This window comes from Psychrobacillus sp. FJAT-21963, from assembly GCF_001420585.1.
GTDB lineage: Bacteria > Bacillota > Bacilli > Bacillales_A > Planococcaceae > Psychrobacillus.
Window position 1 is genome coordinate 459,564 of sequence record NZ_LJIY01000002.1, and the last position, 24,858, is coordinate 484,421.

Here is a 24,858-nt window from a genome sequence, read left to right on the forward strand (position 1 = left end):
TATGATTAGCTTCTTTAAATTATAATAACTTTTCAAATGTAGAAGTGACGATTACTTCTGCTTCATCTGAAACCATAATAAATTCTCTTTTAATTTCGCCATAGTCTTTTACTAAGAACTTTCGAGTAATATTTCCCTGTTCTTCCTTTTTTTCTATTACAATAACATTTTCAAAGGTATGGAATTCTGTTTCTACAGTTTCTAGAGTAGAAATAATTTCCCAATCATTGAATCGTGTACCCACCTCAAGTGGAGCAGCTAAATATATATCAATTACTTGCATAGATTCCAATTCTTTAAAAGAAGGTATAACAGGATCATACGCTTCTCCCATTTCTGAGAGCAGACCGATATTGTCTTTTGTAATCCGGTAAATTCTTTGAACAATGGTACCTCCATTATCTTCATACGTTACGACGTAGTTTTCATATGGATGTTGTGTTTGCAAAGTGTAAGAGGCATATTCATTTCCTTCACCTTTAAAATTTGCAATAGTTTGATCTTCTTGGAAAAATTCAGCTAAGGTTTTATCTTGAATTGTAGTTTCATTTTCTGCACTAGTGGGTGTGTCGTTATTAGGTTCAATGATTTCTTCCTCATTCGCTTGGCAAGCAATAAGAAAAAGAAATGGTATTATTAGAAAAAGAAATCTTTTCATTTTAACCCTCCTATATTTGTTAAAATAGTCGCTTACAAGAGCTGTAATGTTTCAAAATAAATGTTTTTTGGTATAGTAAAATGAGAGAGGGGAGATTCTAATGAACTTTGAACTAAAAAAAGATATACCAGCCTATGAGGAACAGAAAGATTTTTATGAAAAGTTACGTGTAAAAATGACGGATTTCTTAGAAAGTAAAACAGGAAAAGCGAGTAAATTCGCTCCCTATTTATTATTTGCTCCTGATCTTTTTCATTTATTAGTTAAAGCAATGGTCGATAATCGTATTGATACTAAAAGTAAGACTTTGATTGGTAGTGGAATATTATATTTTATTACTCCAATCGATGTGTTGCCAGAAGGTTTAGTTGGTCCAGGTGGCTTTATTGATGATATTATTGTTGCCACGTTTGTAATTAATATGTTATTAAATAAATTTTCCCCTGACATTATTGAAGAGCATTGGGCAGGGGATCATAAGTTGTTAGATGCTTTAAAGAAAATATCTGAGTCAAGTAATTCGTTGCTCGGTAAGCTTCCTGCAAGATCTTTGCTTAGCAGATTGTTGAAGACTTCAAAATAATCATAATAGAAATGACTTTAAATTTTCTCGTGAATTTAAAGTCGTTTTTTATTTAGGAATCTATAAGCCGTTTGTCTAAACTCTATTAATTTTATCTCATATATTAATAAAAAATATACGAGGTGGTAGAGTGAATGTTAGTAATACAGTGATATCAATACTGGGGAGTAGTGGAGGGGTTGCAAAATCCATACTCTCTGTTTTAAATCAGTCGGTGAGTGATACAGAGGATCCAATTCATTGTCATATAAAGCATAGTAAGATTCATTTAATTGATCAAAAGCAAAGAGAGGAATGCTATTTTACTAATTTGTTTCCTAATTTAATGAACCAATTCGAAATCCATCAATTTGATTTAAATGATATTAATTATTTTAGGAATCATCTTAAACAATCGATGACAACTGTAGTTATAGATGTTTCTCGTGCAGATACTGTTAAAATGCTTGAAATTTGTGATCAATTAGGTATTAAATATGTAAACACAGCACTAGAGAATACAATAATTGATGGAGATGAAAAGCAAGACGAAAGATTTGGGTTAATTGAGCGATTAAATATTCTAGAAAAGAAGAAAGATTTATTAAATAATTCCACTTCTATAATTGGTTCTGGAATGAATCCAGGTGTAGTGCAATGGATGGCAATCGAGTTACTAAATATGCATGCATCAGAAGGTAAAGCTCTTGGTTGTTATATTGTTGAACATGACAATACATTTTATAAAAACAATAAAATAGCTAAAGAGAATGTCATTTATACTACTTGGTCTCCAGAAAGTTTTTTAGATGAGGCTATATTAAACTATCCTATGTTTATGAAGCAACACACTCCCCATTTCTTATATGAAAAGGTTTATAATATTGAATATAAGGTGTCGTTAGGGGACAAACAGTTTTATGGATGCTTAATGCCGCATGAGGAAGTACTCACATTAGGAAAGCAATTTGATTTTGAGTGTGGCTTTTTATATAAGGTAAATGACCATACAACAGAGTTAATCCGTTCGAATATAGATGAATTGGATAAGCTTTGGAGTTTGGAAAAGAAAGTATTGGATCCTCTCGAATCGCCTTTAATTGGAGAAGATTTAATTGGCGTGCTTCTAGTTTATGAGGATAAAGAATGTTTTATATACAATATAGGAAATAATAATGAGATTTTAAAGAAATTCAAAACGAATGCAACCTACTTTCAAGTAGCTTGCGGAGTTTATGCATCATTAGCAGTATTGCTTTTAGACCAAATACCAAAAGGTTCGTATTATGTTGATGAGCTATTGTTGAAAACGAGAAATCATTATGGCAAATATCTTTCCTATTATATGACTGATTTTGTAATAGGTGAAAACAAGCAATCAGATGGACTTTTACATCAAAGACTAAATAGACCATAGTAATAAAAAAAGGGTATTCTCATTCGATAAGTATCGAATAAGAATACCCTATTATTTTTATTGTTGTTCTTTCCATTCCAAATATTCATCATATGATAACTGCTTATCTAAGATTGAACCGTCTTCTTTAATTTCAATAACACGATTTGCAATCGTTTGAATGAATTGATGGTCATGAGATGTAAATATCATTGCGCCTTTAAATGCGATTAGTCCATTATTTAATGCTTGAATTGATTCGAGATCCAAATGGTTAGTTGGCTCGTCAAGAAGTAGAACATTTGATTCGGATAGCATCATTTTGGATAACATACAGCGAACTTTTTCTCCTCCTGAGAGGACAGATGGTTTTTTCTTCACTTCTTCACCAGAGAATAACATACGTCCTAAAAATCCTCGAAGGAATGTTTCACTTTCGTCCTCTGGAGAGTACTGACGTAACCAATCTACAAGTGTAGCTTCGCTGCCTTCAAAATATTTAGCATTATCGAGAGGGAAATATGCACGTGAAGTAGTTACACCCCAACGAATGGAGCCTTCTTGTGGTTCCTCCTCTTCAGCAAGAATTCGAAGTAAAGCAGATTTAGCTAATTCATCACCAATAAGAATAATTTTGTCATCTTTATTCAAAGTGAAATTTATTTGAGAAAATAATTTTTCTCCCTCAAATGTGTACCCCAAGTCCTGAACTTGAAGAACGTCATTACCGATTTCTCGTTTCATCGCAAAGTTTACATATGGATACTTACGTGAAGAAGGCTTGATATCATCTAGTTCAATTTTATCTAACATTTTTTTACGAGAAGTTGCTTGTTTTGATTTGGAAGCATTTGCACTAAATCGAGCAATAAATGCCTGTAGTTCTTTAATTTTCTCTTCTTTTTTACTATTCTGATCTTGCGACATTTTAAGGGCAAGTTGACTTGACTCATACCAGAAATCATAGTTACCAACATAAACTTGAATTTTACTAAAGTCTAGATCAGCAATATGTGTACATACTTTGTTTAAGAAATGTCGGTCATGGGACACAACAATAACTGTGTTCTCAAAATTAATAAGAAAGTCCTCTAACCACTTTATAGCTTTAATGTCTAAATGGTTTGTTGGCTCATCCAGTAAAAGAACATCTGGCTTACCAAATAATGCTTGAGATAATAACACTTTTACTTTTTCAGAACCAGTTAACTCAGACATTTTCTTTTGATGCATGCTATCTGGAATTCCTAAACCTTGTAAAAGGATTGCTGCTTCGGATTCTGCTTCCCAGCCATTCAAATCAGCAAATTCGCCTTCCAATTCAGCTGCTCGCATGCCATCTTCATCGGAAAAGTCTTCTTTCATGTATATAGCATTTTTTTCATTCATTACTTCATATAAACGTTTATGACCCATTATTACTGTTTCTAAAACAGTATATTCCTCGTACTCAAAGTGATTTTGCTTTAAAATCGCTAGACGTTCATCAGGGTTCATAATTACGTTACCCTCTTGAGGCTCTATTTCCCCAGAGAGAATTTTTATAAATGTTGATTTTCCTGCTCCATTAGCACCGATTAATCCATAACAGTTACCTGGAGTGAATTTTATATTTACGTCTTCAAATAACTTACGGTCACCAAAACGAAGACTAACATTACTTACTGCAATCATACTCGTACCTCCTAAATTCACAATGCTCTTATTATAGCATGGAATTTAAACAAAATAAATAATCCCTTTATTTAAAGGGATTCAAGTTAATTAGCCGAGTGACTTTGACTAGTAATTAATCAGGATTATAAACGACTTTCTGGCACATAAGAGAAAGTAGGGCCTTAGAATAAAATTGTTACGGAGGTAAAGGAGAGGCACAAGAGATAAAAGATACGCAGAATAGGTAATCCAAGTTATTACTACAAAAAGAGTTTTTTAGTTTCTATTAAATTTATAGAAAAAAAGCTACAAATATCGCCTATTAGCTGTAAGTGTAGCTTTTAAATTTAATTTATCCAACTTGTATAATTAATAATGTTGCCAATCTATAACTAAAACCTTCCTGTAATTCTGCAACTAGCTTAACAATGTCTCCTTCCAATAAAGAAAATAATTCAGTGGAAGTTAGAGTAGTAGAAGTAGTAGATTGTGTCGTTGATGATGCTACCTTAACAGCATCATTGATTTTGATTTGAAACTTTGAAGGAATGTTCGTTTCATCATTTGTTTCCAATATTACTTTATAGCTAATTTGATATACCCCAGCTTTTGCCACCGCAAGGCCATCACGTTTTAATTCAACATCTTGTAATGGACCAGCAATGATAAATTTCACATCACCAGATACAAAACTTTCAGATTCGGAATAGGCAAATCCATAAGCTGAATCTAAGGTACCGGCCGGTCCACGTTCTCCTCTTGGTCCTGGAGGGCCTTGTTCCCCTTTTAATCCTGGAGGACCTTGTTCACCCCTTGGTCCTGGGGACCCTCCACTAGGTCCTGGAGGGCCATCATAGCCTCTTGGTCCTCTTAGTCCTTCTGGTCCTTGTTTACCACGTCCTGTTTCTCCTTTTGGTCCTCTTGGTCCTGGAGGGCCTTGTTCCCCTTTAGGCCCTGGGGGACCTTGTTCACCCTTTGGTCCTGGAGGGCCTTGATATCCTCTTGGTCCTCTTGATCCAAGTTCGCATTTACAATACTGCTCGTTGCATTTTGGACATTGATCCATGCGATCTTCTCCTTTCTTTATTAAACTAGTTTAGAATAGCCGAATTTCTTATTTATATTAATTACGAATATTAAGTGGGATATTATTGAGTGTTCCACCCGAGCTAGATTGAATCGAAATTGCTCTTGTTTCATCAGGTTGTACGGTAGATCCTTCTACTCGATACTCCCATTCTCCAAGCGTATCTACTGACACTTGTGAGAGTAGACGACCTCCCGACACATTACCGATATAGATGGAAATAATGACTTCAGGACCAATCACATTCGATGTTCCAGTAATTCGCCATTCAGCCTCCCCAGTTCGAAATTCTGCACGAGTCACAGTAAGGTTTTCGGGGAAGCTTGTTATTTGGATGTCGTCAGACGAAGTGCCTCCAGGACCACTAACGGTTAATCGGAAAGATAGGGTTGTTGATTGTGCAGGAAAGGTAAAGGTAGCTGTTGATGTGTTCGCATTGGTTAACTGAACAGGAAACCCAGAGATTTGTTCCCATTGATAGTTTGTAACACTGCCCGTTGCATTCCCCGCTAACGTTACGACTGATCCTATTGAAACGGTTTGATCAGGTCCTGCAATTGCAATAGGTATTGGTGCAAATTCTATTACTGAAATATTCACTGTGTCTCTGGATGGGCCACCTTCACCTTCAACAGTTAATTCAAATACAAGAGTTGTAGTTGAATTAGGTGCTATAAAGGTTGGTGTTGGAGTATTACTTCCTGTTAATGTAATTGGTGTACCTGAAAGCTGAGTCCAACTGAAAGATGTGATAACACCAGTAGAGTTAGAACCGTTAAGGGTAACCGTAGAACCGAAAATGACTGTTTCATCTTCACCGGCATTGGACGCCACAGGAATCGGACCATCTGGTGATCCTGTCACACTTACCGGTATAGAACTAATACCTCCTGCGGTTGAGTTAATCGTCACAACGGCTGGTGCAAAAGTGAGATTTGTCGTACTAATCCCATCTGATGGAATGATTATTTCACCAAGGCCAAAGTCTGCTATTGATAAAATAGGTGCACCAATTGAATCGCTAGATGTAGCGGTGATAATAAGGTCTTGAGTATCCGTGTCATAGTTTGCTGATGCCGTAATAAAGTCAACTGGGACAACTTCTTTTATACTGTTAGGATTATCACTTAAATTTGTAACTGTAATAGTACTGGGAGGACGTGCACCCGTATAACGAAGACGAGTAAAATATTGGCCGTCGCTACCTTGTAATAATGTAGAGTTAAAACCGGTTCCAGTAACATTAATAGTTTGAGCCGTATCGTCAGACGTAGCGAATACATCTAACAATCCACCTAAACTTTCGTTTTGTGTGTAAGTAGCTCTTGTTACATCAACACCAGAAATTGTTGAGATTTTTCCTAATAACGTAAAGTTGTTCGTTTCAATACAGTTATCTCCGTTAATTCCTGGGGTAGTTGAACGATCTGGTGAGCCGATCCCGATTCCGGGACCTTCAATACGAAAATAGTTTTGAGGCTGCCCGAATCGATCAGTAAATAAACTTCCGACAATTGGATGTAACACAGCAGGGTTGCCAATATATCCTTCTGGGGCACTTGGTGCTACAGAAGGATCCCATTGTAAGAAAGGATGCACACGACTATTCAGTGCAAGATGAAACTCACCGCCGTTTAATCCTCCAATATCTTCAGTAAAATTAATTTCTCCGAAGCCCTCTCCATCTGGTTCAGCGATGAATGTGTCGACTCCATAAGGATGTGTAACCGTATATTCTATATTTGGCTGTAATCCTGCAACACGAATACGTACTCTGCCAAACACAACCTGTTCATCGTCTCTTGGAACTTCATTTACAAATGCAGCTTCCAATGCCAAAACGAGCCTAGCTCTTTCACCCGTACCCGTTGTCATTTCAGCTTCGGCCTGCATATAAAAAGCCTCTCCTGGATAATTATTTGGGAAAGAGACTGGTTGTGATGGATCTGGTAAATCAGCAGGAGTGATACCAGAGAATGGATCAGTAGGGTCAACGTTTAGTTGAAGCCGTAAACCATTTTCATCTTTATACCATATAGGAAATCCATCAAAAGCATTAATCGGTCCAACTTCCATAAAATACCTCCCGAATAATAGTAAATAGCATAATAGATTTAGTATTTAAAGCAAAGAAAAAACTTTTCTTATTCCTCTCTTTATATTAGTAGAATAAAGTGTTTTCGAGTGTTTCCAGTTCTAAGTATATTTATTATGCTTTTAGTCCTCACATATAACGTGAAACTGTACATAGTGTATGAACAATGGATAAAAAGAGTTAAAGAGGTGACTGCTGATCTGTCAGACTGCCTACTAGCTTATATCTCAAAGAGTTTTATATAGGACACGTTTCGTTTTCTTCCAATATTACATAACGTATGTAGAGGTGGGGCTATGGAACATACTAAAATTTTGCTTTTCCTATATTTAGATGTCTGTTTAATTATTGGTTTTTATATGTACTTACGAAAAAACAAGAAACTAATTGGTTTTCAATTAGGAATGAATATTAGTGTTGTTATGGGAGGCATGATTTCTTTATTATTCGGTGTACTTCTAATAATCCAATTTCCTTTTCATTTCACTTTAATTACCATTATAGCCACGTCGTTAGGAATGATAACGGGGGGATCATTTGGAAAGTTATTCGATTATCAAACATTTGTGACAGGCTTAACAAATGGAATGCTCATAGGGTTGATGTCGCCGATGATTGGAACAGTATTAGAAATGCCAACTGTGTTTGTTTGGTTCATGCATATTTTTTTTGTTTTAAGTTTAATGACAATTATTATTTCAATAAAAAGGTCGTGATGTAATCCTTGCTACTCATCATGATGTTATTTACGTGGAATCTAATTGAATTAGGCTTTGTTTATAGAATTTTCAAAAAGAAACATTGGATTTTTGATGATCGATTTATTAAGACAATGTGTATGGCCATAACCATGAGTTCTTCATTTGTCTTAGCACTTTATCTTGAACTATTGCTTTTTTCCATAGAAAGAGTTTTTTCTCTTCTTCCAGTATTAATTGGATTATTCATTGGGTGGAAATTTAGTGCAATCATGAAGGCTCCTGCTACACTAATTGGTATTTATAATGGCGCAATGGGCGGAATTATGGGGACAATGCTAGGTGCTGTTCTAAAAAATCCTGCACTATGCAATATTCCCATAGAGTCAGAAACGATGATTGCAACAAATATGTATAGTATTACTATTTTTGCTGCTTGTCTTCATGCGCTCATAAGTCATTTCATCCGTTATTCGTTTAAAGTGTAAAAATACTCTTTTCACAATAAGTTATTTGGAGGGACCAATGAAAGCATTTGTCAGTATATTGATATTAGTTATAGGTTTTATGGCATTCTTTTTCTTATGGCCGAAATCAATTAATTTACCAAATATTGGTGAAGTAAAAGAATGGAAACTCTCTGAAGTAAGTGGAAATGATTTGTCCATAGAGAAAAAACCAAAGCTTATTTCTTTCTACTATACTAATTGCCCGGATATTTGCCCTACCACCATGATGGACCTAATAAAATTGCAACAATTAATGAAGGAAAAGGGGATATCAGAAGATCAGTATATTATCCTATCTGTCACGCTGGATCCAGAATATGATACAAATAAGCGAATCCTGCAGTATAAAAATTTATTTGAGATATCAAGCACTAATTGGTTGTTTTTAAGAGGCTCAGAAGAAGATACAAAAGAATTAACTAATAACTTCGATTTTTACTATAAAAAAGACGAGAATGGATTTCTTACTCACTCCACCTCTATGTATATAGTGGATTCAAATGATCAAATTCGAGCTCATCATGACATGGCGGTAGGGAGTAAACGAGTGAATATAGAAGAAATCGCAAATCATTTACAACAGCTAATAAAGTGATTGGGGGGAATCATTTATGGATGAAAAGTTTGTGAAATTAGAAAAGATAACACAAACAGAGGAACGATCGAAGAGACCTCCATCTTTTTCGTCACCTACAAGTGCAGTTTCTATAGAAGAAACAAGAATTCTTACAGAATTTAATAACCAGAAAAATTTATTTAACGTGGTCACTCAAGATGAAACACGCAGGAAGCCTCTTATACTGAAACAATTTTTTAAAATGAAACGAAATCAAGAAGTAGTTGTTTCTTCCATTATCGAAAAAGATGCAAATATAACAACAGAAGGAAAAGTTGCAACGATTGGAAGAGATTTCATAATGCTAACGAACCTTAAAAAAAGGATTTGGATTCCTTATACTGCAATAGAAACTGCAAACATCCCTTTCGGTTTTCCTTCCTATTCCAATCCACATCAACACTTTATATATGATAACCAATTGCAGCAAAAGCTCGTTCTTCAATTTGGAGAAACAGTGGCTAAAAAGGATGCGCTAATTAGACAGTTCTTTGAAGAATCACTACGAACAAATCTTAATTCATGGGGTGGACTGTGGGTAGAAGTGAAGACAGGTGAGAAAATATTTCTAGGAAAAATAACAAAAACAACAAAAAAAGAGCTAATCCTTCGAATGTTCAAGACAGAAAAGAGAATCTCACTAAATGCGATTCGATACGTGTCTACGATTGGTCTTTTTCCTTTATGGAGTAATATGTTGAAGTCCTATTTAAAAAAAATTGATATAAAATGAAGGGTTTTGAAATTTAATTATAGGAGGCTTTTTATTGGACCAAACGGAAGATAAATTATATTTGGAATTAAAAAAATGGATGGGAGAAGAAGTACTTGTAATTACAGAGGCAGTACAACTTAACTTATTGGGGCAAGTATTTCGTCCCGTTTTTTCAGGAACAATTTCTGACGTCCATCAAGGGCATATAACGCTATCACCTGTCATTATCAAAATGGTGAATGCGCCTTTTTATAGATTTCCATTTCCACTTAGTATTCCACTTGAGCAGATTGTATCTTATTCAACTGAAGTACCTAGTGACTTGGTGTTCCCATTAGCATAATTGAGGAGGGATGCGTGAATGACTAACCAGAACAAAGCTAGTATAGTTAATGACTATCGAGAAGTAGCTCTAGTCAATCATTTTAGTAAAAATATTGGGCGAAGAGTGTTTATACTGACAGAATCATTTCCATTTATGTTTATCGGAAAAATTAAAGATGTACTTGGAGATATAGTCGTATTGGATGTGCAAACGACATCGGTACCTGCTTTAGAGGGGAAAGAATGGTACGTGCATATCGACTCAATTGATGTGTTCTATATTGAAACGGGGATTGGAGCAAAAATTCCACATTTAAAAGATAATTCGGATGGGGAAGAAATATGAAAAGAAGGTACCACGTAATTGCTATTCCAATTCGAATAGTTTTGAACTCATTTGGTGACCACAATCCAAATGGAATGATGTATGTATTAAAAGAGAATGAACAGAAAGTAAAAGAATTAGTAAAAAAAAATCCTTTCTCAACAGTTGATCTCGTTCAGCCTCTTGTAATCAGGGCGAATGAAGGAGAAACAGTGGAAATTTTACTCGAAAATAAACTGCCATTTAACATTGGGATGCATTTTCAGCAAGCGGAGTATGAAGTGGACCGAGCTGACGGAGCGAACGTTGGGTTAAACAAAGATAGTACGGTAGCTCCTTTAGATTCCATTTTATATCGAATAAATGCTGTAAAAGAAGGAACGTATTATTTTTCTGATTTAGGTAATCCTTCAAGCGGTCAAAATGGTTCTAACTCAAATGGCCTGTTCGGAGCAATGTTTGTGGAGAAACGCTTTTCCTGGTGGACAGATCCTGAGACCGGGAAGCCGATGAATAGTGGAGTGTATGCTGATGTTCATCATCCGCTTTTACCCTCATTCAGGGAATACGCATGGATATTTCATGATGAAATGGAAGTAGACGATTTAACGGGGAATCGACCAATCAATCATTTAACTAACCAAGAAGAGGAATCTTTTCATGGAGCTAATTATAGATATGAGCCGATAAACAGACGTCAACAACTAATTGCAGAAGGTGTTGTTGGTCCGAATACTGAGGGGGAAGAAGTCCATCATGATTCATGGGTATTTGGAGATCCATCCACGCCTATTTTGCGAGGTTATGTTGGAGACCCTGCAAAAATTCGAGTTATACACGGCGGTACGCAAGAAACGCACGTCTTTCATTATCACGTTCATCAATGGTTGAGTGACCCGCAAGACCTCAACTCGGAAATTATTGATTCACAATCTATTAGTCCTCAATCACATTATACTATTGAGCCTTTATATGGTTTAGGATGCTTACAAGGATCTTTTGGAGATGCTATTGTTCACTGTCATCTTTATCCACATTTTGCTGCTGGTATGTGGGGATTGAATCGTGTTTTTAATACACTTCAGGATGGAAGTCAGTGCTATCCAAATGGGGTTCTCATAAAATCTTTAAAGCCTTTGCCTGACCGAAAAGCGCCTCCAAAGCCGACAAAAATAAAACCTGGATTCCCTAATTTTATACCCGGTAAAGTTGGGTACAAGGCACCTCGCCCACCGCTTAGTATTAAAGGTGGGCGTGGACTAACAGAGTTAGAACGTCACGCTGCTATTAACAATCCTAGACCCGGAGCAGTATTTACAGATCCTTGCCCTGAAGGGACACCGGAGAAGGAATTTAACATCTCAGTAATCGAGCTACCGATTATATACAATAAACAAGGTTGGCATGATCCAAAAGGAAGAATTTTTGTTCTCGACGAAGATCTAGAAGATGTTTGTTCTGGAAAAAAAGAACCAGAACCACTAGTGATTCACGCCTCAGCACATACTTGCTTTCACATTAATTTTACGAACAAATTACCCCACATTCTCGACGGAGATGCATTTCAGCTCGTCACAAGAACTTATGAAACTGGATTCCATATCCATTTTGTGAAATTTGATGTGCTTGTTAATGATGGAGCAAATGTCGGCTGGAACTATGATTCCTCAGTATTACCTGGAGAAACAATACAGTATTCCTATTACGCAGATGTTGAGTTAAAAGCATGGTTTTTCCATGATCATTTATATCCAAATGCTCATCAGCAACATGGAGTATTTGGATCAGGTGTAGTTCATCCGCGCTTCTCGAAATTCCTCGATTCAAGTTCGGGAGAGAAAGTCGATCATGGAACACAGATTACTACTGTCAATCCATTAATTCCTGATTATCGTGACTTTGCTTTATTTGTCCAAGATTTCACTATGCTGTTTGATAAAAATGGAAAACCACTCCAACCACCAAAATTTCCAGGTTCCGAAGATGATCCCGGACTATTTGGAGTAAATTATAAGAACGAGCCGCTGCAATTTCGTTTAGGACCTGACTGTGATCCAGCATATTCCTTCAGTTCCTTCGTGAATGGTGATCCGATAACACCTATTTTTAAAGCATACGAAGGTGACTCGATTCGAATACGGCTACTACAAGGAGCTCAGGAAGAATCACACAGTTTTAATGTTCATGGACTTGTCTGGCATAAAGAGAGAGGCAGTTTGAATTCTAAGTTAGAAGATCAACAGCATATTGGTATTTCAGAATCATTTACTCTGGAAACGTTTATCCCTCGAGCTGGAGATTACTTATGGGCATTCGAGACAGAAGAAGATTTATGGAATGGTCTTTGGGGACTGATTCGAGCATATGACGAAAAAGTACCAGATTTAATTCCTTTATCAGATCGTCCAGAGCCATTAAAACGATCGAAGCCACTACCTGAATGTGAAGGAAAAAAGCCACCGCAAGCTGAAAATCCTGTTCCTCATAAGGATGAAAACGGACCAAGACCAATTTGCTATTTTGACATTGTGGCTTTCCAACTACCTATTACTTACAACGATTTCGGAGATCACGATCCACATGGAATTATTTTTTCATTAAAGGAAGATATGGATGATATATTAAAAGGCACAAAAAAGCCGGAACCTTTAATCATACGTGCCAATGTTGGTGATACAGTAGAAGTTACTTTAACGAGCATGTTGAAATTAGATCTATTCCCCTTCAAAGATGGAATATACCCTTATCCTGAAGTGAAAGAGCAAGCATTTTATCCTCCATCCTTGCGGATCTCGCTTCACCCTCAATTGATTCAGTATGATGTGAAAACTTCTGCAGGGGAAACAGTAGGTTTCAATGAAGACCAAACAGTTGGACCAGGAGAAAAAAGGGTGTACCGATGGTGGGTCGATTCTCAAGTAGGAGCTTGTGGGATGTGGGATATGGCGGATATTCGAAATCATAAATCACAGGGGGCTTTTGGAGCCTTTATTGCAGAACCACGGGGAACGACATATCTGGACCCTTATACACTAAAGCCGGTTAAATCAGGAGCTAATGTTGTATTGCGCAATCCTTTCTTACCGGATATTAGAGAGTTTGTCATGATTATGCATGATGGAGTGAGACTGCTTGATAAAAATGATCAGGTTATTCTCGACCCAATCGATGGAATACTCTTGCCGCCGACAGATGCTGAAGAAGAAGTAGTTGACACGTATGATCAAGGATCGAGGGGCTTTAACTATCGAAGCGAACGATTAATCAACCGCTATAAAAAACATCCTGTACTTCAAGAAGTATTTAGTTCACAATTGTTCGGGGATCCGGCAACCCCGTTGTTTGAATGCTATGCAGGGGAACCAGTGACAATTAGGCTAGTTACACCAGCGGAAAGACGAAGAACTCATACGTTTCATCTTCACGGTCACCGCTTTCGCTTTGACGTTACGGATATTAATTCTCGAACAGAATCATTCGTTGGATTCAACGTCGCAGGTGCTAAACGGAACTTAGAATTGTTAGGCGGAGCAGGAGCATATGGAAATTTCCCAGGAGACTATATGTATCGTTCAGGAAATATTCAATGGGATATAGAGCAAGGCATGTGGGGGATTATGAGAGTCCACGTTGAGGAAAAAGAACACTTACCCCCGCTAGATCAATAAGTAATTATGAGAGAAGAGATTTTTCTTCTCTTTTTTCTACATAAACACTAGGAGAAAGGTGGTGAGAAAATGGAAATAGAAAAGGATATGGATTGTTTAATACTTGAACAAGAACAAACTAAAGATTTATGTTTTCCAAAAGATTGTTGCCCCGAACGATTCCCTTCACCAAAACTTCCATCCCCAACGGACTGTCTACAACAAGGAGATCTTAAAAAACTGCAGGAAGAGATTAGAGATGCAAATGAACTTCTTTTGGATCTTGCTTTAGCTGATGAACGCCCTCCAGAGGAAACATTTCAAAAAGCTTTTGATGGTTTGATTGGTTTACGAGTTGAAATTACAAATTTGCTAGGTGAAAAAATCGAGGGAACCGTAAACTTAGCCGGATATAATTTTGTCGTCCTTAGAGAAGAAGAGATGATTATCATTTTTCCTTATAGTCAAATTGAAACAATCAAGCCCTATGGTCGGTTTGCTGAGCATTACCATGACCCAGAACTGAGTGAGATAGATCCATGCTTCAGACGAGATTTAACATTTCACTTTGGTGAAGTAGTTTCTTCTTCCCCAGAATTGATTCATTTATTTTTCAGAGTCCGTTTAAATATCTATTTACTTAATATGGAAGCTAAACGATTTCAAGTGAAAATAGAAGAATCACTTGTTGAGGGATTTCTTGTAGATGTAAATAAAGAAACGATTGTTTTAAAAATGGAAGAAGTAATAAACATCATCCCAATAGGTAAGATTACACTTATTACAATAAATTCTTAAATAAAAAAAGTCAGCAAGTGAAATTTCACTTCACTTGCTGAATTATATTTTGAAGAAAAAGGAAGTACAACTATCAAAACTAATGACTTGAGATTTGATGGTTAGAACTTGATAATTTAACATTTGCAATTTTTTCGATGGAAAAAATCCATGTTTTACCTTTCCTATGATGTCTTGTTTCAGACTCATTTAGTTTATTTTCTTCTGCTGGCGATTCCTGTGTTAACTCTTTGTCCAAATCTTGTAATGAATCCTCCACTATTTCATCTACTTGCACTTCAATAAAATTAGATCCAACAAAGACAATCATCCCCTTAATTATATTCCCGTTATCTAACTCGAACTCAGCTTCGCGCCACAGTTGCTGACTTAGTCGGAAGTTAAGCCCACCTTGTAAACCAGCCAATCGGATTTTAAAATCAGTGCCGCATAAATCTTCACGGCAAAGGTTACAGTGACAAGTTCTGCAATATTCATTGTGGCAACACCGCTTGCATGAACAGTTTTTGTGTTCCAGGCAGTTTTTTTTGTTATGGCATATTTTTTTGCAGTTACAATTCAAAGAATAATGTTTTTCCATGTATAATCCTCCTTTCCTCTTAATGTAGTAGCATATGAGTTTTCAGATGTAATAAATGGTTAGTAAACCTAAATCTGCTTACACTCTATAAACAAAAGGAAGAGTGGATTCCTTAATTAGTTGAAGGTGAAAAATGTTTTATGAAAGTAACAACCACAAGTAGAAGAGTGCACCATTAAAGCGTTTAAATTAAATACTCCGATATTAGGTAAATAACCTTATCAATAACATAATCTTTTCATAATCTATAAATAGTAATATGAAAGGAGGGGGTATAAGATGTCTGGATACGGTGGAAGTGGTGGATACGGCGGATACGGTAATAGTGGATCGGGCTTCGTGTTGATTGTTGTGCTGTTTATCTTACTAATTATTGTAGGAGCATCTTTTATTAAGTACTAAAAAAATTTGATGTACATTATTTGAATTGTTCAAGAGAGTTTCACTCTAACAAGTATAGCTCTTAATAGTAGTGGGCAATTTGTCTGTATTATCGTTTTTAGAGAGATGTTTCATTTTAATTAGTATAAAATAATATCGATACAAACCCATTTTGTATCTTCTCTTCAAAAAAATCGATCACCTCTCCAGTGAGTTGGTCGATTTTTTGAATCGTTTAGCGGCAGCTATCTTATCTTTAGTTGTACATTTAGCATAAAAAAATACACCTCCAATTGTGAGATCGTGTCTAACAATTGGGGTGTAATTCATGAAGAGGTGCTCTTTGACCTAATCACCCGTACATATTGCTGTGCATTCGCCATTAATTTGTATTCGTTACTCTTTTTCATAAGTATCTATTTTACGATAAGCGCAGGACAGTGAACACGTTTCATCACCTTATGACTTACACTACCTAGCACCATTTCTTGTAGATTATTAAGACCTCTACTTCCTATAATAACAAGATCAACATTTTGTTCATTTGCTTGTTTAATAATTTCTGGTCCAGGAGTACCGTGGAGAATGGACACTTTGTAAGCAATATTATTTTTCTTTAGCAGTTGTTCGATATGAAATAATTTTTGTCGACGAGTAACTTCCAAAGCTTCAGGTGAACCAACATGTAACATTTCTGTTTTTACTTTTTCGAAGTCTGCAACATAGACGACTTCAACAAACGATTCTTCTGTGCATCTTGCAATTTTAACCGCTTCCTTTGCAGCACGTAGAGCATTTTCAGAGCCGTCAGCTGCAAGTAAAATATGCTTATACATTAATATCCCCCTTTAGTGGTTAGGTGATAATCCTAACAATATATTATATAGTTTTTGACTAGATGCATTTAGACCTATGATTTCAACGGTCGTCCCTTTATCTTCTAATTTTCTTGCAACTTTCAATACACTACCAACCGCAGATTCATCCCAAAGATTGCTGTTTGTAAAGTCGATTTGAATCTTTTTGTCTTCAACATTTTCAAAAGCTTTGATAAAACTTTCGGTTGAGGCGAAAAACAATTGACCTTCTACAATAAATCTTCCATTACGTTCAATTACACTTATTTTAGAAATATTTGCAACAAAGAAAATAGCACTTAATAAAACACCAGCTATGACACCCTTTGATAGGTCATGAGTTGCAACAACAATTATTACTGTTGAGAGCATCACAAAAGCATCTGTTTTCGGTGCTTTGATAATATATTTAAAGGAGCCCCAATCAAAAGTACCGATGCTAACCATAATCATAATACCTACAAGAACAGGCATTGGAATTTTTACAACGAGATTCCCTAACACAATTATTAAAAACATTAAAAAAAGTCCAGCAATAAGTGTAGAAAGGCGTCCTCTACCGCCAGATTTGACATTAATGACGGATTGTCCAATCATTGCACAACCAGCCATTCCACCAAAAAAACCATTAATGAAGTTTGCAATTCCTTGACCACGTGCTTCCTTATTTTTATCACTTTCTGTATTCGTCATATCATCCACAATAGATGCAGTTAACAATGATTCAAGTAAACCTACAATAGAAAGAGCAATGGAATAAGGGAAGATGATAGCAAACGTTTCAAGATTGAAAGGGACATTCGGTATTAAAAAGTTAGGTAAAGATTGTGTTAGATTTCCTAAGTCACCTATTGTCTTAAGTTCTGCTCCACTAGATATTGCAACAAATGATAATAAAACAATCGCAATAAGCGGGGCGGGAATTGCTTTAAAAAAGCGAGGTACTACATAAACAATTACAAGAGTTATCGCTACATAAATATATGTTAATGTATTAATACCTATAAAATGAGGAACTTGAGCTATAAATATTAGAATTGCAAGTGAATTTACAAAACCAATCATTACAGCATTGGGAATAAATTTCATTAATTTTGCTATTTTAAAAACACCAAATAATATTTGAATAACTCCAGTTAAAATGGTCGCTGCAAGTAAATAGTCAAGTCCGTGTTCTTTAACTAGTGGCACCATAAGAAGAGCCATTGCTCCTGTTGCTGCTGATATCATCCCAGGTCTCCCACCAACAAATGCTATAATGACTGCTATACAAAAAGACGCATATAAACCTACCATGGGATTAACACCAGCGATAATTGAAAAAGCAATAGCCTCTGGAATTAGCGCAAGAGCTACAACGATGCCCGAGAGTATATCACCACGAATATTTCCAAACCATTGTTCTTTGATCGTTTGCATGTTAAAACTCCTTCGATTAAAATTGACTAAAATATCATAGCACGCATATTCCTAAAAAGGAACCTTTATGAGACTGATTTGAGGCGATAAATATGATTTATGGATACAAAAGACCTTTGTATAACGACGAAGATTGTATAGAACAAACCAAAAAATTAAATGATTTTCAAGTAAGTTATGTTTTAAAAGAGAAACACGGCTCACCTAAAAAAAGGGAGGCCTTAGAAGAATTATTGATGACAATGCAAAAAGGGGATGTAATCGTAGTTGAAAAATTCATCGTTCTTGCAGATACTTTGCATCACTTAATGGATTTATTAAAAATAGTAAAAAAAGATGGAGTATCTATTCGATTTATTGATGAAGAGTTATCAAGTGATCGAGTTTTGGAGGAAAGTTTGTCAACTATTTTGTCGCACTTCATACGGTTTCATTCTGATATTATTAAACAATCAACGAAGCTTGGACTAGAGACCGCAAAGAGCCAAGGGAAAAGTTTAGGACGTCCCAAAAAATCAGATGAAAATATTAAAAAAGCTATTGAAATGTACCATAGCAATCATTACACATTGTTAGATATTAAAAATGAAACAGGCATTAGTAAATCAACATTGTATAGATACTTAGAAAATACGGAAGTATAAAAAAGAGAGCTAGCAAAGCTAGCTCTTATTTCCAGTTTTTCTCTATAAATTCGTCTCTGCCAGATTGGGCTCTGTCTTCTTTGTAATGATTCGGACTCTTTTTATAAAAATCCTGATGGTACTCTTCTGCTTCGTAAAAAGTCTTTGCTTCTCGAATGCTCGTTACAATTGGCTTTGAAAATTTACCGCTTGCTGCAAGTAATTCCTTCGATTTTTCAGCTTGCTTTCTTTGCTCCTCTGAATGTACGAAAATTGCTGTAGTGTAACTTTCACCGCGGTCTTGAAATTGACCTCCAGCATCTGTTGGGTCTATTTGTTGCCAATAAATTTCTAATAATTTTTCATAAGAAAAAACTTCAGGGTTGAATTGAATTTCTACAACTTCTAGATGACCCGATTCACCTTTTTTAACATCTTCATATGTTGGATTTTCTAAATGCCCTCCCATATAACCAGATGTCACTTTATGTATACCATCCCATGAATCAAACGGTTTTACCATACACCAAAAACAGCCGCCTGCAAAAGTTGCTTTTTCTATCAAATTTACCCCTCCTAATCTTCTAAAACCTATTCTATCATTTCAAGTAACGATGCACAAAAAACTGAAACTAAATGTTTCAAAATACGTTATTATTATAATATGAAGGAGAGATTTTAGGATGGATGAAATTCAAGAAAAACAAACAAGGCGAAAGCGCAAAAGAAAACTTAGATTAGGTAGAGTTTTTATTTCTTTATTAGTAGTAGTCATATTAATTGTGGGAGTATATTCTATTGTTCAATATAATATTGGATACAAATTAAGTAGCAATAATAGTAATAATATTCCTTCAGAATTTAAGGGTGATGTACTTGCTTCTGGGGAAAGGGAAAATATTTTAGTTCTCGGTGTGGATTCTCGTGGACAAGATAAAGCTCGTACAGATACTATGATGATTATTTCTTGGGATAAAAAGGAAAATGATGTGAAAATTATTTCTTTTATGCGAGATATATATGCAGATATACCAGGGCATAAATCATATAAACTAAATACTGCCTATTATTTAGGAGAAGTTCAATTATTGACAGAAACACTCAAAGGAATGTTTGATATACCAATTCATCATTATGCGCTTATTGACTTTAGCAGTTTTGAATCATTGGTAGATATAATTGCTCCTGAAGGGGTGCCGATAAATGTTGAAAAAGATATGTCAGAGAAAATTGGTGTTTCTTTAACGAAAGGCCAACAGAACCTAAATGGTAAAGAATTGCTTGGTTATGCAAGATTCCGCTCTGATGAAGAAGGAGATTTTGGAAGAGTTTCTCGTCAGCAAATCGTTATTGAGGCATTAAAGGATGAAATGCTTTCTGTTCAAAGCTTACCGAATGTACCCAAATTTGTAGGTGCTATGGATGGTTATATAGAAACAGACTATTCTAAAACCGATAAGGGAAAACGAGTAATTGATGCTATTACAAGTGGAAAGCTTGAAATTGATAAATTAACGATTCCAGTGGAAGGGTCGTATTCCTTTAATAGCTATTCTCATGCTGGTTCTGTTATTGAGATTGATACAGAAGAAAATAAAACAGCCATTACGAAATTTTTAGAAAAGTAAATCGTATACGTTGCTAAACTTTTTTTTCCTCCGTAAAATAAGAATATATAGAAAAGGGAGTTTGATAAAAGTGGAGCCTGAAAAACCTTCTTTTTTTTCTACGAGATACATAAAATTTCTAGGTGGACGTAATACTTTCTTTACACTAATTATGCTTTTGTTAATCGGACTTGTCATTATGATATACGACAAGATATCATTTATATTTGTTCCGTTAACTGTTTTTTTAGGTAATGTAATTTTACCTATCATACTAGCAGTCATTGTATATTATTTGCTAAGACCATTACTACGCATGCTCGAGCGTATTAAAATTCCGAGAGTATGGGGTATATTAATTATCTTCTTAGCATTAATTGGTCTTATCACACTACTTGTCTTTTTAGTCTTTCCTTTTTTAAAGGCACAGTCTACGAAGCTGGTTGCAGAGTTCCCTGGGTATTTTATACAATTGTTTAATTCACTTGATACTTTTTTACGAACATCTATAGTTTCCGATTATTATTCACAAATCGAAACTCAAGTAAATACCATTTTAAAAGATCTTCCAGCTGAAATAGGTGAGTTTATTCAAAGCACTGTAACAGGGATAGCTACTGGTTTATCTTCATTAGTTGGTATGTTGACTAGCTTCATTTTGGCAATTGTAACTGTACCATTTATCGTATTCTATTTATTAAAAGATGGTGAAAATCTACCAAAATATGTTATGAAGCTTTTTCCACCACGTATGCGAGATGATTTACAATCCGTTTTCCATAATATCGATAAACAAATTAGTTCATACATTCAAGGACAGATTTTAGTTTCGATATGTATAGGATTTATGATATTTATCGGTTTCTCCATTATTGGAATGGATTATGCATTACTACTTGGGGTTATAGCATCTGTAACAAGTGTCGTACCATATTTAGGGCCAGTGATAGCAATTACACCTGCAGCAATAATTGCTCTTGTTACTTCTCCTTTAATGTTAGTAAAGCTTGCAGTAGTATGGACAATAGTACAATTAGTAGAAGGGAAATTTATCTCTCCACAAATAATGGGTAAATCTCTACATGTACATCCTATAACTATAATATTTGTTTTAATTACTTCTGGATCATTATTTGGTGTACCAGGTGTAATACTAGGGATTCCAGGGTATGCAATATTAAAGGTTATAATTTCACATTTTTATACTTTATTTAAAAGACGTTACAATAAATATGAACCACTTATAGAAAATCATTATGAGTATACAAATAACAAGGTGGATTGAGAGTAATGGCGAGGAAATTTGAATCTTGCATTGAGGTACAATCAATAAAAATAGAAACAGTAGTTGATCATCCATATATTGAACATGGTATTAACTTATCAGGGACAATATATATTAACGGAGTACATGATGATGAATCAATTGAAAATATCAAACTAGAGGTTTTCAAATTAGTAAATGGGGAAGTTACAAAAGTTATCTCCAAGCATTCGATTGAACTTGTCGGAGCTGTGGCTTCTAAAGATGTTCAAATGATTCCCTTTGAAATAATGCCAGATGAAAGATGGCTTCCAGATGGCGATGACGACGTAAGCAATCTTATACTTAGAACTACCGTATTATTCGAAAATGGTTCTGAATATAATGACGAAGATGAAATTCACTTTGATATTGAAGAATAACCAACCGGTTTCATTCACTCCAATACATTCTGTATTGGAGTTTTTTTATGGATAAATGTTGTGGATTTGAGCAATCTAATCAAAAACGAGGAGACAATTTATGAAAAAATTTATAAGCGTTACTCTAGTTTTTCTATTGCTCAGTCTATCTGCTTGCGGTTCAAATCGTGATACAAATGGTCCGCCAAAACCGGAAACGCAGCTAGATAGTAAAACAGGTAATACTCCTGTTACCGGTAATGAAGATGTAAATATAGAAAATGAAGAAGGTGTTATTGATAAAAACAATGACAATGATCATTTAATTGATAAATGATTATTGTGTTGGAAAAAATTATGTGTTAGAATATTCGTAACTAACTGAACGGAGGTGAAGAAAGAATGAAAAACACTGTGAATGCACATGGATTTATATTGGAATTTTTATCCACTTCGTGTGCGATTACTCATGAAATTTCTAACAACGGGATAAGTCTGCCCATTTTTAGCAAATTACATGTAATTCACAGCTGATAAGTCATTCTTTCTGAACCATAATATGTGGGAAAGACTGCTTTTTAAGCAGTCTTTTTTTATGCAGAAAAATGCTTCCAGCTATATTGAACTTGAAAGGAAGCGGAAATAATGATTTGTACAATTAAAGATGTAAGCAAAATGCTCGGAGGAAATACCATTTTTGAAAGCTTATCATTGTCGATTAAAACTGGAGAAAAATTAGGTATTGTTGGAAGAAACGGCTCAGGTAAAACGACACTTTTTAAATTAATCATCGGTTCGGAGGCACCTGATAAAGGTGTTATCAGCTTTAAAAAAGGAACTAAAATTGGATATTTAGCACAGATACCTACCTTTTCAGATGAAGTAACAGGAATGGATGTTTTAAATAGTGCATTTGAAAAGCTAAAAGCACTGCAAACAAAAATGCAACAATTAGAAGAAAAGTTATCGTGTACCGATCAACCTAATATGGAAAAATTACTCCAGGAATATGGAGATGTGCAAGAGGACTTTACTAACCAGGGCGGTTATTCTTTGGATTCAGAAATAGATAAAGTCATCCAGGGTTTACAATTATCTTCATTTGTTCATCAATCTTTTTCAAACCTAAGTGGAGGAGAGCAAACAAAGATAATGCTTGGTAAATTATTGTTATCACAGCCTGATTTACTGTTATTAGATGAACCTACAAACCATTTAGATTTATTCGCAGTTGAATGGTTGGAGCAATATTTAGTTAACTACACAGGTACAGTTGTAATTATTTCGCACGATAGATTTTTCCTAGATCAAGTAATTACAAAAGTAGCTGATTTAGAGGATGGTGAACTAACTCTCTACCATGGTAATTATTCTTCTTATATTGTTAACAAGGAAGAACGACTCATGCGGGAATTTCAAGAATATGAGGAACAACAAAAAAAGATAAAGAAAATGAAGGAAGCCATTAAACGGTTAAGACAGTGGGCAAATGAAGCTGTTCCTCCAAATCCAGGTCTTCATCGGCAAGCTAGGAACATGGAACGTGCATTGGAAAGAATGGAAAAACTGAGAAAACCAATTATCGACCCTAAAAAGATGAGTTTATCATTCGAAGCTGCATCTAGAAGTGGAAAAGAAGTTGTCATAATGGATAACGTTTCTAAATCATTTGGCAATAAGGTTTTGCTTCATAAATCAAATTTGTATGTGTATTGGAAAGAAAGAGTTGCGATCGTTGGTAGAAATGGAACTGGAAAATCAACAATTTTACGATTATTGCTAGGAGAAACTTTGGCTGATGAAGGAAATGCTAGAATAGGTAGTAATGTTAGGATCGGATTTCTTTCACAACACTTTGAAATATTGAATCCAAAAGAACGTTTAATAGATGTATTTAGAAGTGAAGTGAGTGTTGTTGAAGCAGAAGCACGGCATATTTTAGCTAAGTTTATGTTTTATGGTCCTGATGTCTTTAAACGAGTTGGGGATTTAAGTGGAGGAGAACGTATGCGTCTTCGTCTTGCTCAACTAATGCACCAAGATATAAATTTGTTGATATTAGATGAACCAACAAACCATTTAGATATTGAATCGAGAGAAGTATTGGAAGATGCTCTAGAAGATTTTCAAGGAACTATTCTATGCGTTTCTCATGATCGATACTTTTTAAATAAGTTATTTCATCGTACAGTTTGGCTCGATTCAGGAAATATGACAACTTTTGAAGGGCCTTATAATTGGGCTCGAGGGAAATGGAACGAGCTACTAGTAAAACAGGAGTCAATCAACACAGCAGAATACGTTGAAAAGGTAAGAACTTATAAAAGTAGAGATAAAAAAGAAAAATCAACAGAAGAACAAATTTTAGAATTGGAAAACGTACTAAGTAAACTAAAGAAAGAAAAGGATATTCAGAAGGACTGGAATGATTATGAAAAATTATTATTGTCGATTGACGAGAAGGAACAAAAACTTGAAAAATTAATAGAGATCTGGTTGGAGAGACAAGAATGAAAATATTCATGATTATCAAGTCCGCTTAACTCCAAATAAATGTGTGATAGTTCCTATAAAATTAATAATTTAATATTAACTTTCTCGTTTTTAGCCGATATAATCAGAAAGATATACTATGTCCTA

26 protein-coding genes are annotated in these 24,858 nt (G+C 35.2%); 18 read left to right on the forward strand and 8 right to left on the reverse strand.

Translation table 11 applies throughout. From position 1 onward, the window contains the following. Positions 1-19: 19 nt before the first annotated feature. Entirely contained in the window at positions 20-658 is a 639-nt protein-coding gene (locus AN959_RS08115) for a hypothetical protein (protein WP_056829755.1), read from the reverse strand. A gap of 100 nt (positions 659-758) precedes the next feature. Between AN959_RS08115 and AN959_RS08120 the strand changes: the two genes are divergently transcribed. Next, a complete protein-coding gene (locus AN959_RS08120) occupies positions 759-1,241 on the forward strand; it encodes a YkvA family protein (protein ID WP_056829757.1) in 483 nt (160 codons plus the stop codon). Between the two features lie 130 nt (positions 1,242-1,371). Beyond that, positions 1,372-2,637 (forward strand): S-adenosylmethionine decarboxylase related protein, encoded by a 1,266-nt coding sequence (locus AN959_RS08125; RefSeq protein ID WP_056829759.1) that lies wholly within the window; start codon positions 1,372-1,374, stop codon positions 2,635-2,637. A gap of 57 nt (positions 2,638-2,694) precedes the next feature. Here the strand turns inward: AN959_RS08125 and AN959_RS08130 are convergent, their stop codons facing one another. The 3 genes from AN959_RS08130 to AN959_RS08140 form a co-directional block, all read right to left on the reverse strand. Further along, a complete protein-coding gene (locus AN959_RS08130; RefSeq protein ID WP_056829761.1) occupies positions 2,695-4,290 on the reverse strand; it encodes an ABC-F family ATP-binding cassette domain-containing protein in 1,596 nt (531 codons plus the stop codon). Between the two features lie 334 nt (positions 4,291-4,624). Beyond that, complete coding sequence (locus AN959_RS08135) at positions 4,625-5,338, reverse strand: collagen-like protein (RefSeq protein ID WP_056829763.1); 714 nt, start codon at positions 5,336-5,338, stop codon at positions 4,625-4,627. Between the two features lie 57 nt (positions 5,339-5,395). Beyond that, positions 5,396-7,435 (reverse strand): hypothetical protein, encoded by a 2,040-nt coding sequence (locus tag AN959_RS08140; RefSeq protein WP_056829765.1) that lies wholly within the window; start codon positions 7,433-7,435, stop codon positions 5,396-5,398. 315 nt (positions 7,436-7,750) lie between these two features. Between AN959_RS08140 and AN959_RS08145 the strand changes: the two genes are divergently transcribed. From AN959_RS08145 to AN959_RS08180, 8 genes are all read left to right on the forward strand, one after another. Further along, positions 7,751-8,170 carry a hypothetical protein gene (locus AN959_RS08145; protein WP_056829767.1) on the forward strand — a complete coding sequence of 140 codons (420 nt, stop codon included), beginning with the start codon at positions 7,751-7,753 and terminating at the stop codon, positions 8,168-8,170. Between the two features lie 134 nt (positions 8,171-8,304). Beyond that, complete coding sequence (locus AN959_RS08150; protein WP_253278891.1) at positions 8,305-8,640, forward strand: hypothetical protein; 336 nt, start codon at positions 8,305-8,307, stop codon at positions 8,638-8,640. A 37-nt stretch (positions 8,641-8,677) separates the two neighbouring features. Then, positions 8,678-9,256 (forward strand): SCO family protein, encoded by a 579-nt coding sequence (locus tag AN959_RS08155; protein ID WP_056829772.1) that lies wholly within the window; start codon positions 8,678-8,680, stop codon positions 9,254-9,256. 16 nt (positions 9,257-9,272) lie between these two features. Then, the gene (locus AN959_RS08160) at positions 9,273-10,010 is read left to right on the forward strand and encodes a hypothetical protein (protein ID WP_056829773.1); all 738 of its coding nucleotides are present in this window, start codon (positions 9,273-9,275) and stop codon (positions 10,008-10,010) included. Positions 10,011-10,044: 34 nt separating this feature from the next. Further along, a complete protein-coding gene (locus tag AN959_RS08165; protein ID WP_053589599.1) occupies positions 10,045-10,335 on the forward strand; it encodes a hypothetical protein in 291 nt (96 codons plus the stop codon). A gap of 18 nt (positions 10,336-10,353) precedes the next feature. Next, complete coding sequence (locus AN959_RS08170; RefSeq protein WP_053589598.1) at positions 10,354-10,662, forward strand: hypothetical protein; 309 nt, start codon at positions 10,354-10,356, stop codon at positions 10,660-10,662. Then, positions 10,659-14,309 (forward strand): multicopper oxidase domain-containing protein, encoded by a 3,651-nt coding sequence (locus tag AN959_RS08175; RefSeq protein ID WP_056829775.1) that lies wholly within the window; start codon positions 10,659-10,661, stop codon positions 14,307-14,309. Before AN959_RS08170 ends, AN959_RS08175 begins: the two co-directional genes overlap by 4 nt. Positions 14,310-14,378: 69 nt before the next feature. Next, positions 14,379-15,086 carry a hypothetical protein gene (locus tag AN959_RS08180; RefSeq protein ID WP_056829777.1) on the forward strand — a complete coding sequence of 236 codons (708 nt, stop codon included), beginning with the start codon at positions 14,379-14,381 and terminating at the stop codon, positions 15,084-15,086. A 79-nt stretch (positions 15,087-15,165) separates the two neighbouring features. Here AN959_RS08180 and AN959_RS21000 read toward each other — a convergent pair whose 3' ends face one another. Further along, complete coding sequence (locus AN959_RS21000) at positions 15,166-15,666, reverse strand: hypothetical protein (RefSeq protein ID WP_156350746.1); 501 nt, start codon at positions 15,664-15,666, stop codon at positions 15,166-15,168. A gap of 279 nt (positions 15,667-15,945) precedes the next feature. Between AN959_RS21000 and AN959_RS20620 the strand changes: the two genes are divergently transcribed. Further along, positions 15,946-16,068: a YjcZ family sporulation protein gene (locus tag AN959_RS20620; protein ID WP_082355197.1), complete on the forward strand. Its 123-nt coding sequence runs from the start codon at positions 15,946-15,948 to the stop codon at positions 16,066-16,068. Between the two features lie 395 nt (positions 16,069-16,463). Here the strand turns inward: AN959_RS20620 and AN959_RS08190 are convergent, their stop codons facing one another. After that, positions 16,464-16,883 (reverse strand): universal stress protein, encoded by a 420-nt coding sequence (locus AN959_RS08190; protein WP_056829781.1) that lies wholly within the window; start codon positions 16,881-16,883, stop codon positions 16,464-16,466. A gap of 12 nt (positions 16,884-16,895) precedes the next feature. Then, positions 16,896-18,323, reverse strand: a complete 1,428-nt coding sequence (locus AN959_RS08195; RefSeq protein ID WP_056829783.1) for a SulP family inorganic anion transporter — start codon at positions 18,321-18,323, stop codon at positions 16,896-16,898. 92 nt (positions 18,324-18,415) lie between these two features. Here AN959_RS08195 and AN959_RS08200 point away from each other — a divergent pair, with 92 nt between their 5' ends. Continuing rightward, positions 18,416-18,967 carry a recombinase family protein gene (locus AN959_RS08200; protein WP_056829785.1) on the forward strand — a complete coding sequence of 184 codons (552 nt, stop codon included), beginning with the start codon at positions 18,416-18,418 and terminating at the stop codon, positions 18,965-18,967. A gap of 25 nt (positions 18,968-18,992) precedes the next feature. On the opposite strand, the gene msrA is transcribed toward AN959_RS08200, so the two are convergent. Next, positions 18,993-19,508, reverse strand: a complete 516-nt coding sequence (msrA, locus tag AN959_RS08205) for a peptide-methionine (S)-S-oxide reductase MsrA (protein WP_056830297.1) — start codon at positions 19,506-19,508, stop codon at positions 18,993-18,995. A gap of 121 nt (positions 19,509-19,629) precedes the next feature. On the opposite strand from msrA, the gene AN959_RS08210 reads away from it, so the two are divergent. The 6 genes from AN959_RS08210 (at position 19,630) to abc-f (ending at position 24,732) form a co-directional block, all read left to right on the forward strand. Then, positions 19,630-20,574, forward strand: a complete 945-nt coding sequence (locus AN959_RS08210) for an LCP family protein (protein WP_056829787.1) — start codon at positions 19,630-19,632, stop codon at positions 20,572-20,574. Positions 20,575-20,644: 70 nt separating this feature from the next. Further along, positions 20,645-21,838: an AI-2E family transporter gene (locus AN959_RS08215; RefSeq protein ID WP_053589590.1), complete on the forward strand. Its 1,194-nt coding sequence runs from the start codon at positions 20,645-20,647 to the stop codon at positions 21,836-21,838. Between the two features lie 5 nt (positions 21,839-21,843). Continuing rightward, on the forward strand, positions 21,844-22,239 hold the full coding sequence (locus tag AN959_RS08220; RefSeq protein ID WP_053589589.1) for a sporulation protein: 396 nt from the start codon (positions 21,844-21,846) through the stop codon (positions 22,237-22,239). 100 nt (positions 22,240-22,339) lie between these two features. Next, positions 22,340-22,555: a hypothetical protein gene (locus AN959_RS08225; protein WP_056829789.1), complete on the forward strand. Its 216-nt coding sequence runs from the start codon at positions 22,340-22,342 to the stop codon at positions 22,553-22,555. 65 nt (positions 22,556-22,620) lie between these two features. Further along, positions 22,621-22,752: an RAxF-45 family protein gene (locus AN959_RS21950; protein ID WP_305811854.1), complete on the forward strand. Its 132-nt coding sequence runs from the start codon at positions 22,621-22,623 to the stop codon at positions 22,750-22,752. 111 nt (positions 22,753-22,863) lie between these two features. Next, positions 22,864-24,732: a ribosomal protection-like ABC-F family protein gene (gene abc-f, locus AN959_RS08230; RefSeq protein WP_056829791.1), complete on the forward strand. Its 1,869-nt coding sequence runs from the start codon at positions 22,864-22,866 to the stop codon at positions 24,730-24,732. Positions 24,733-24,858 lie beyond the last annotated feature (126 nt).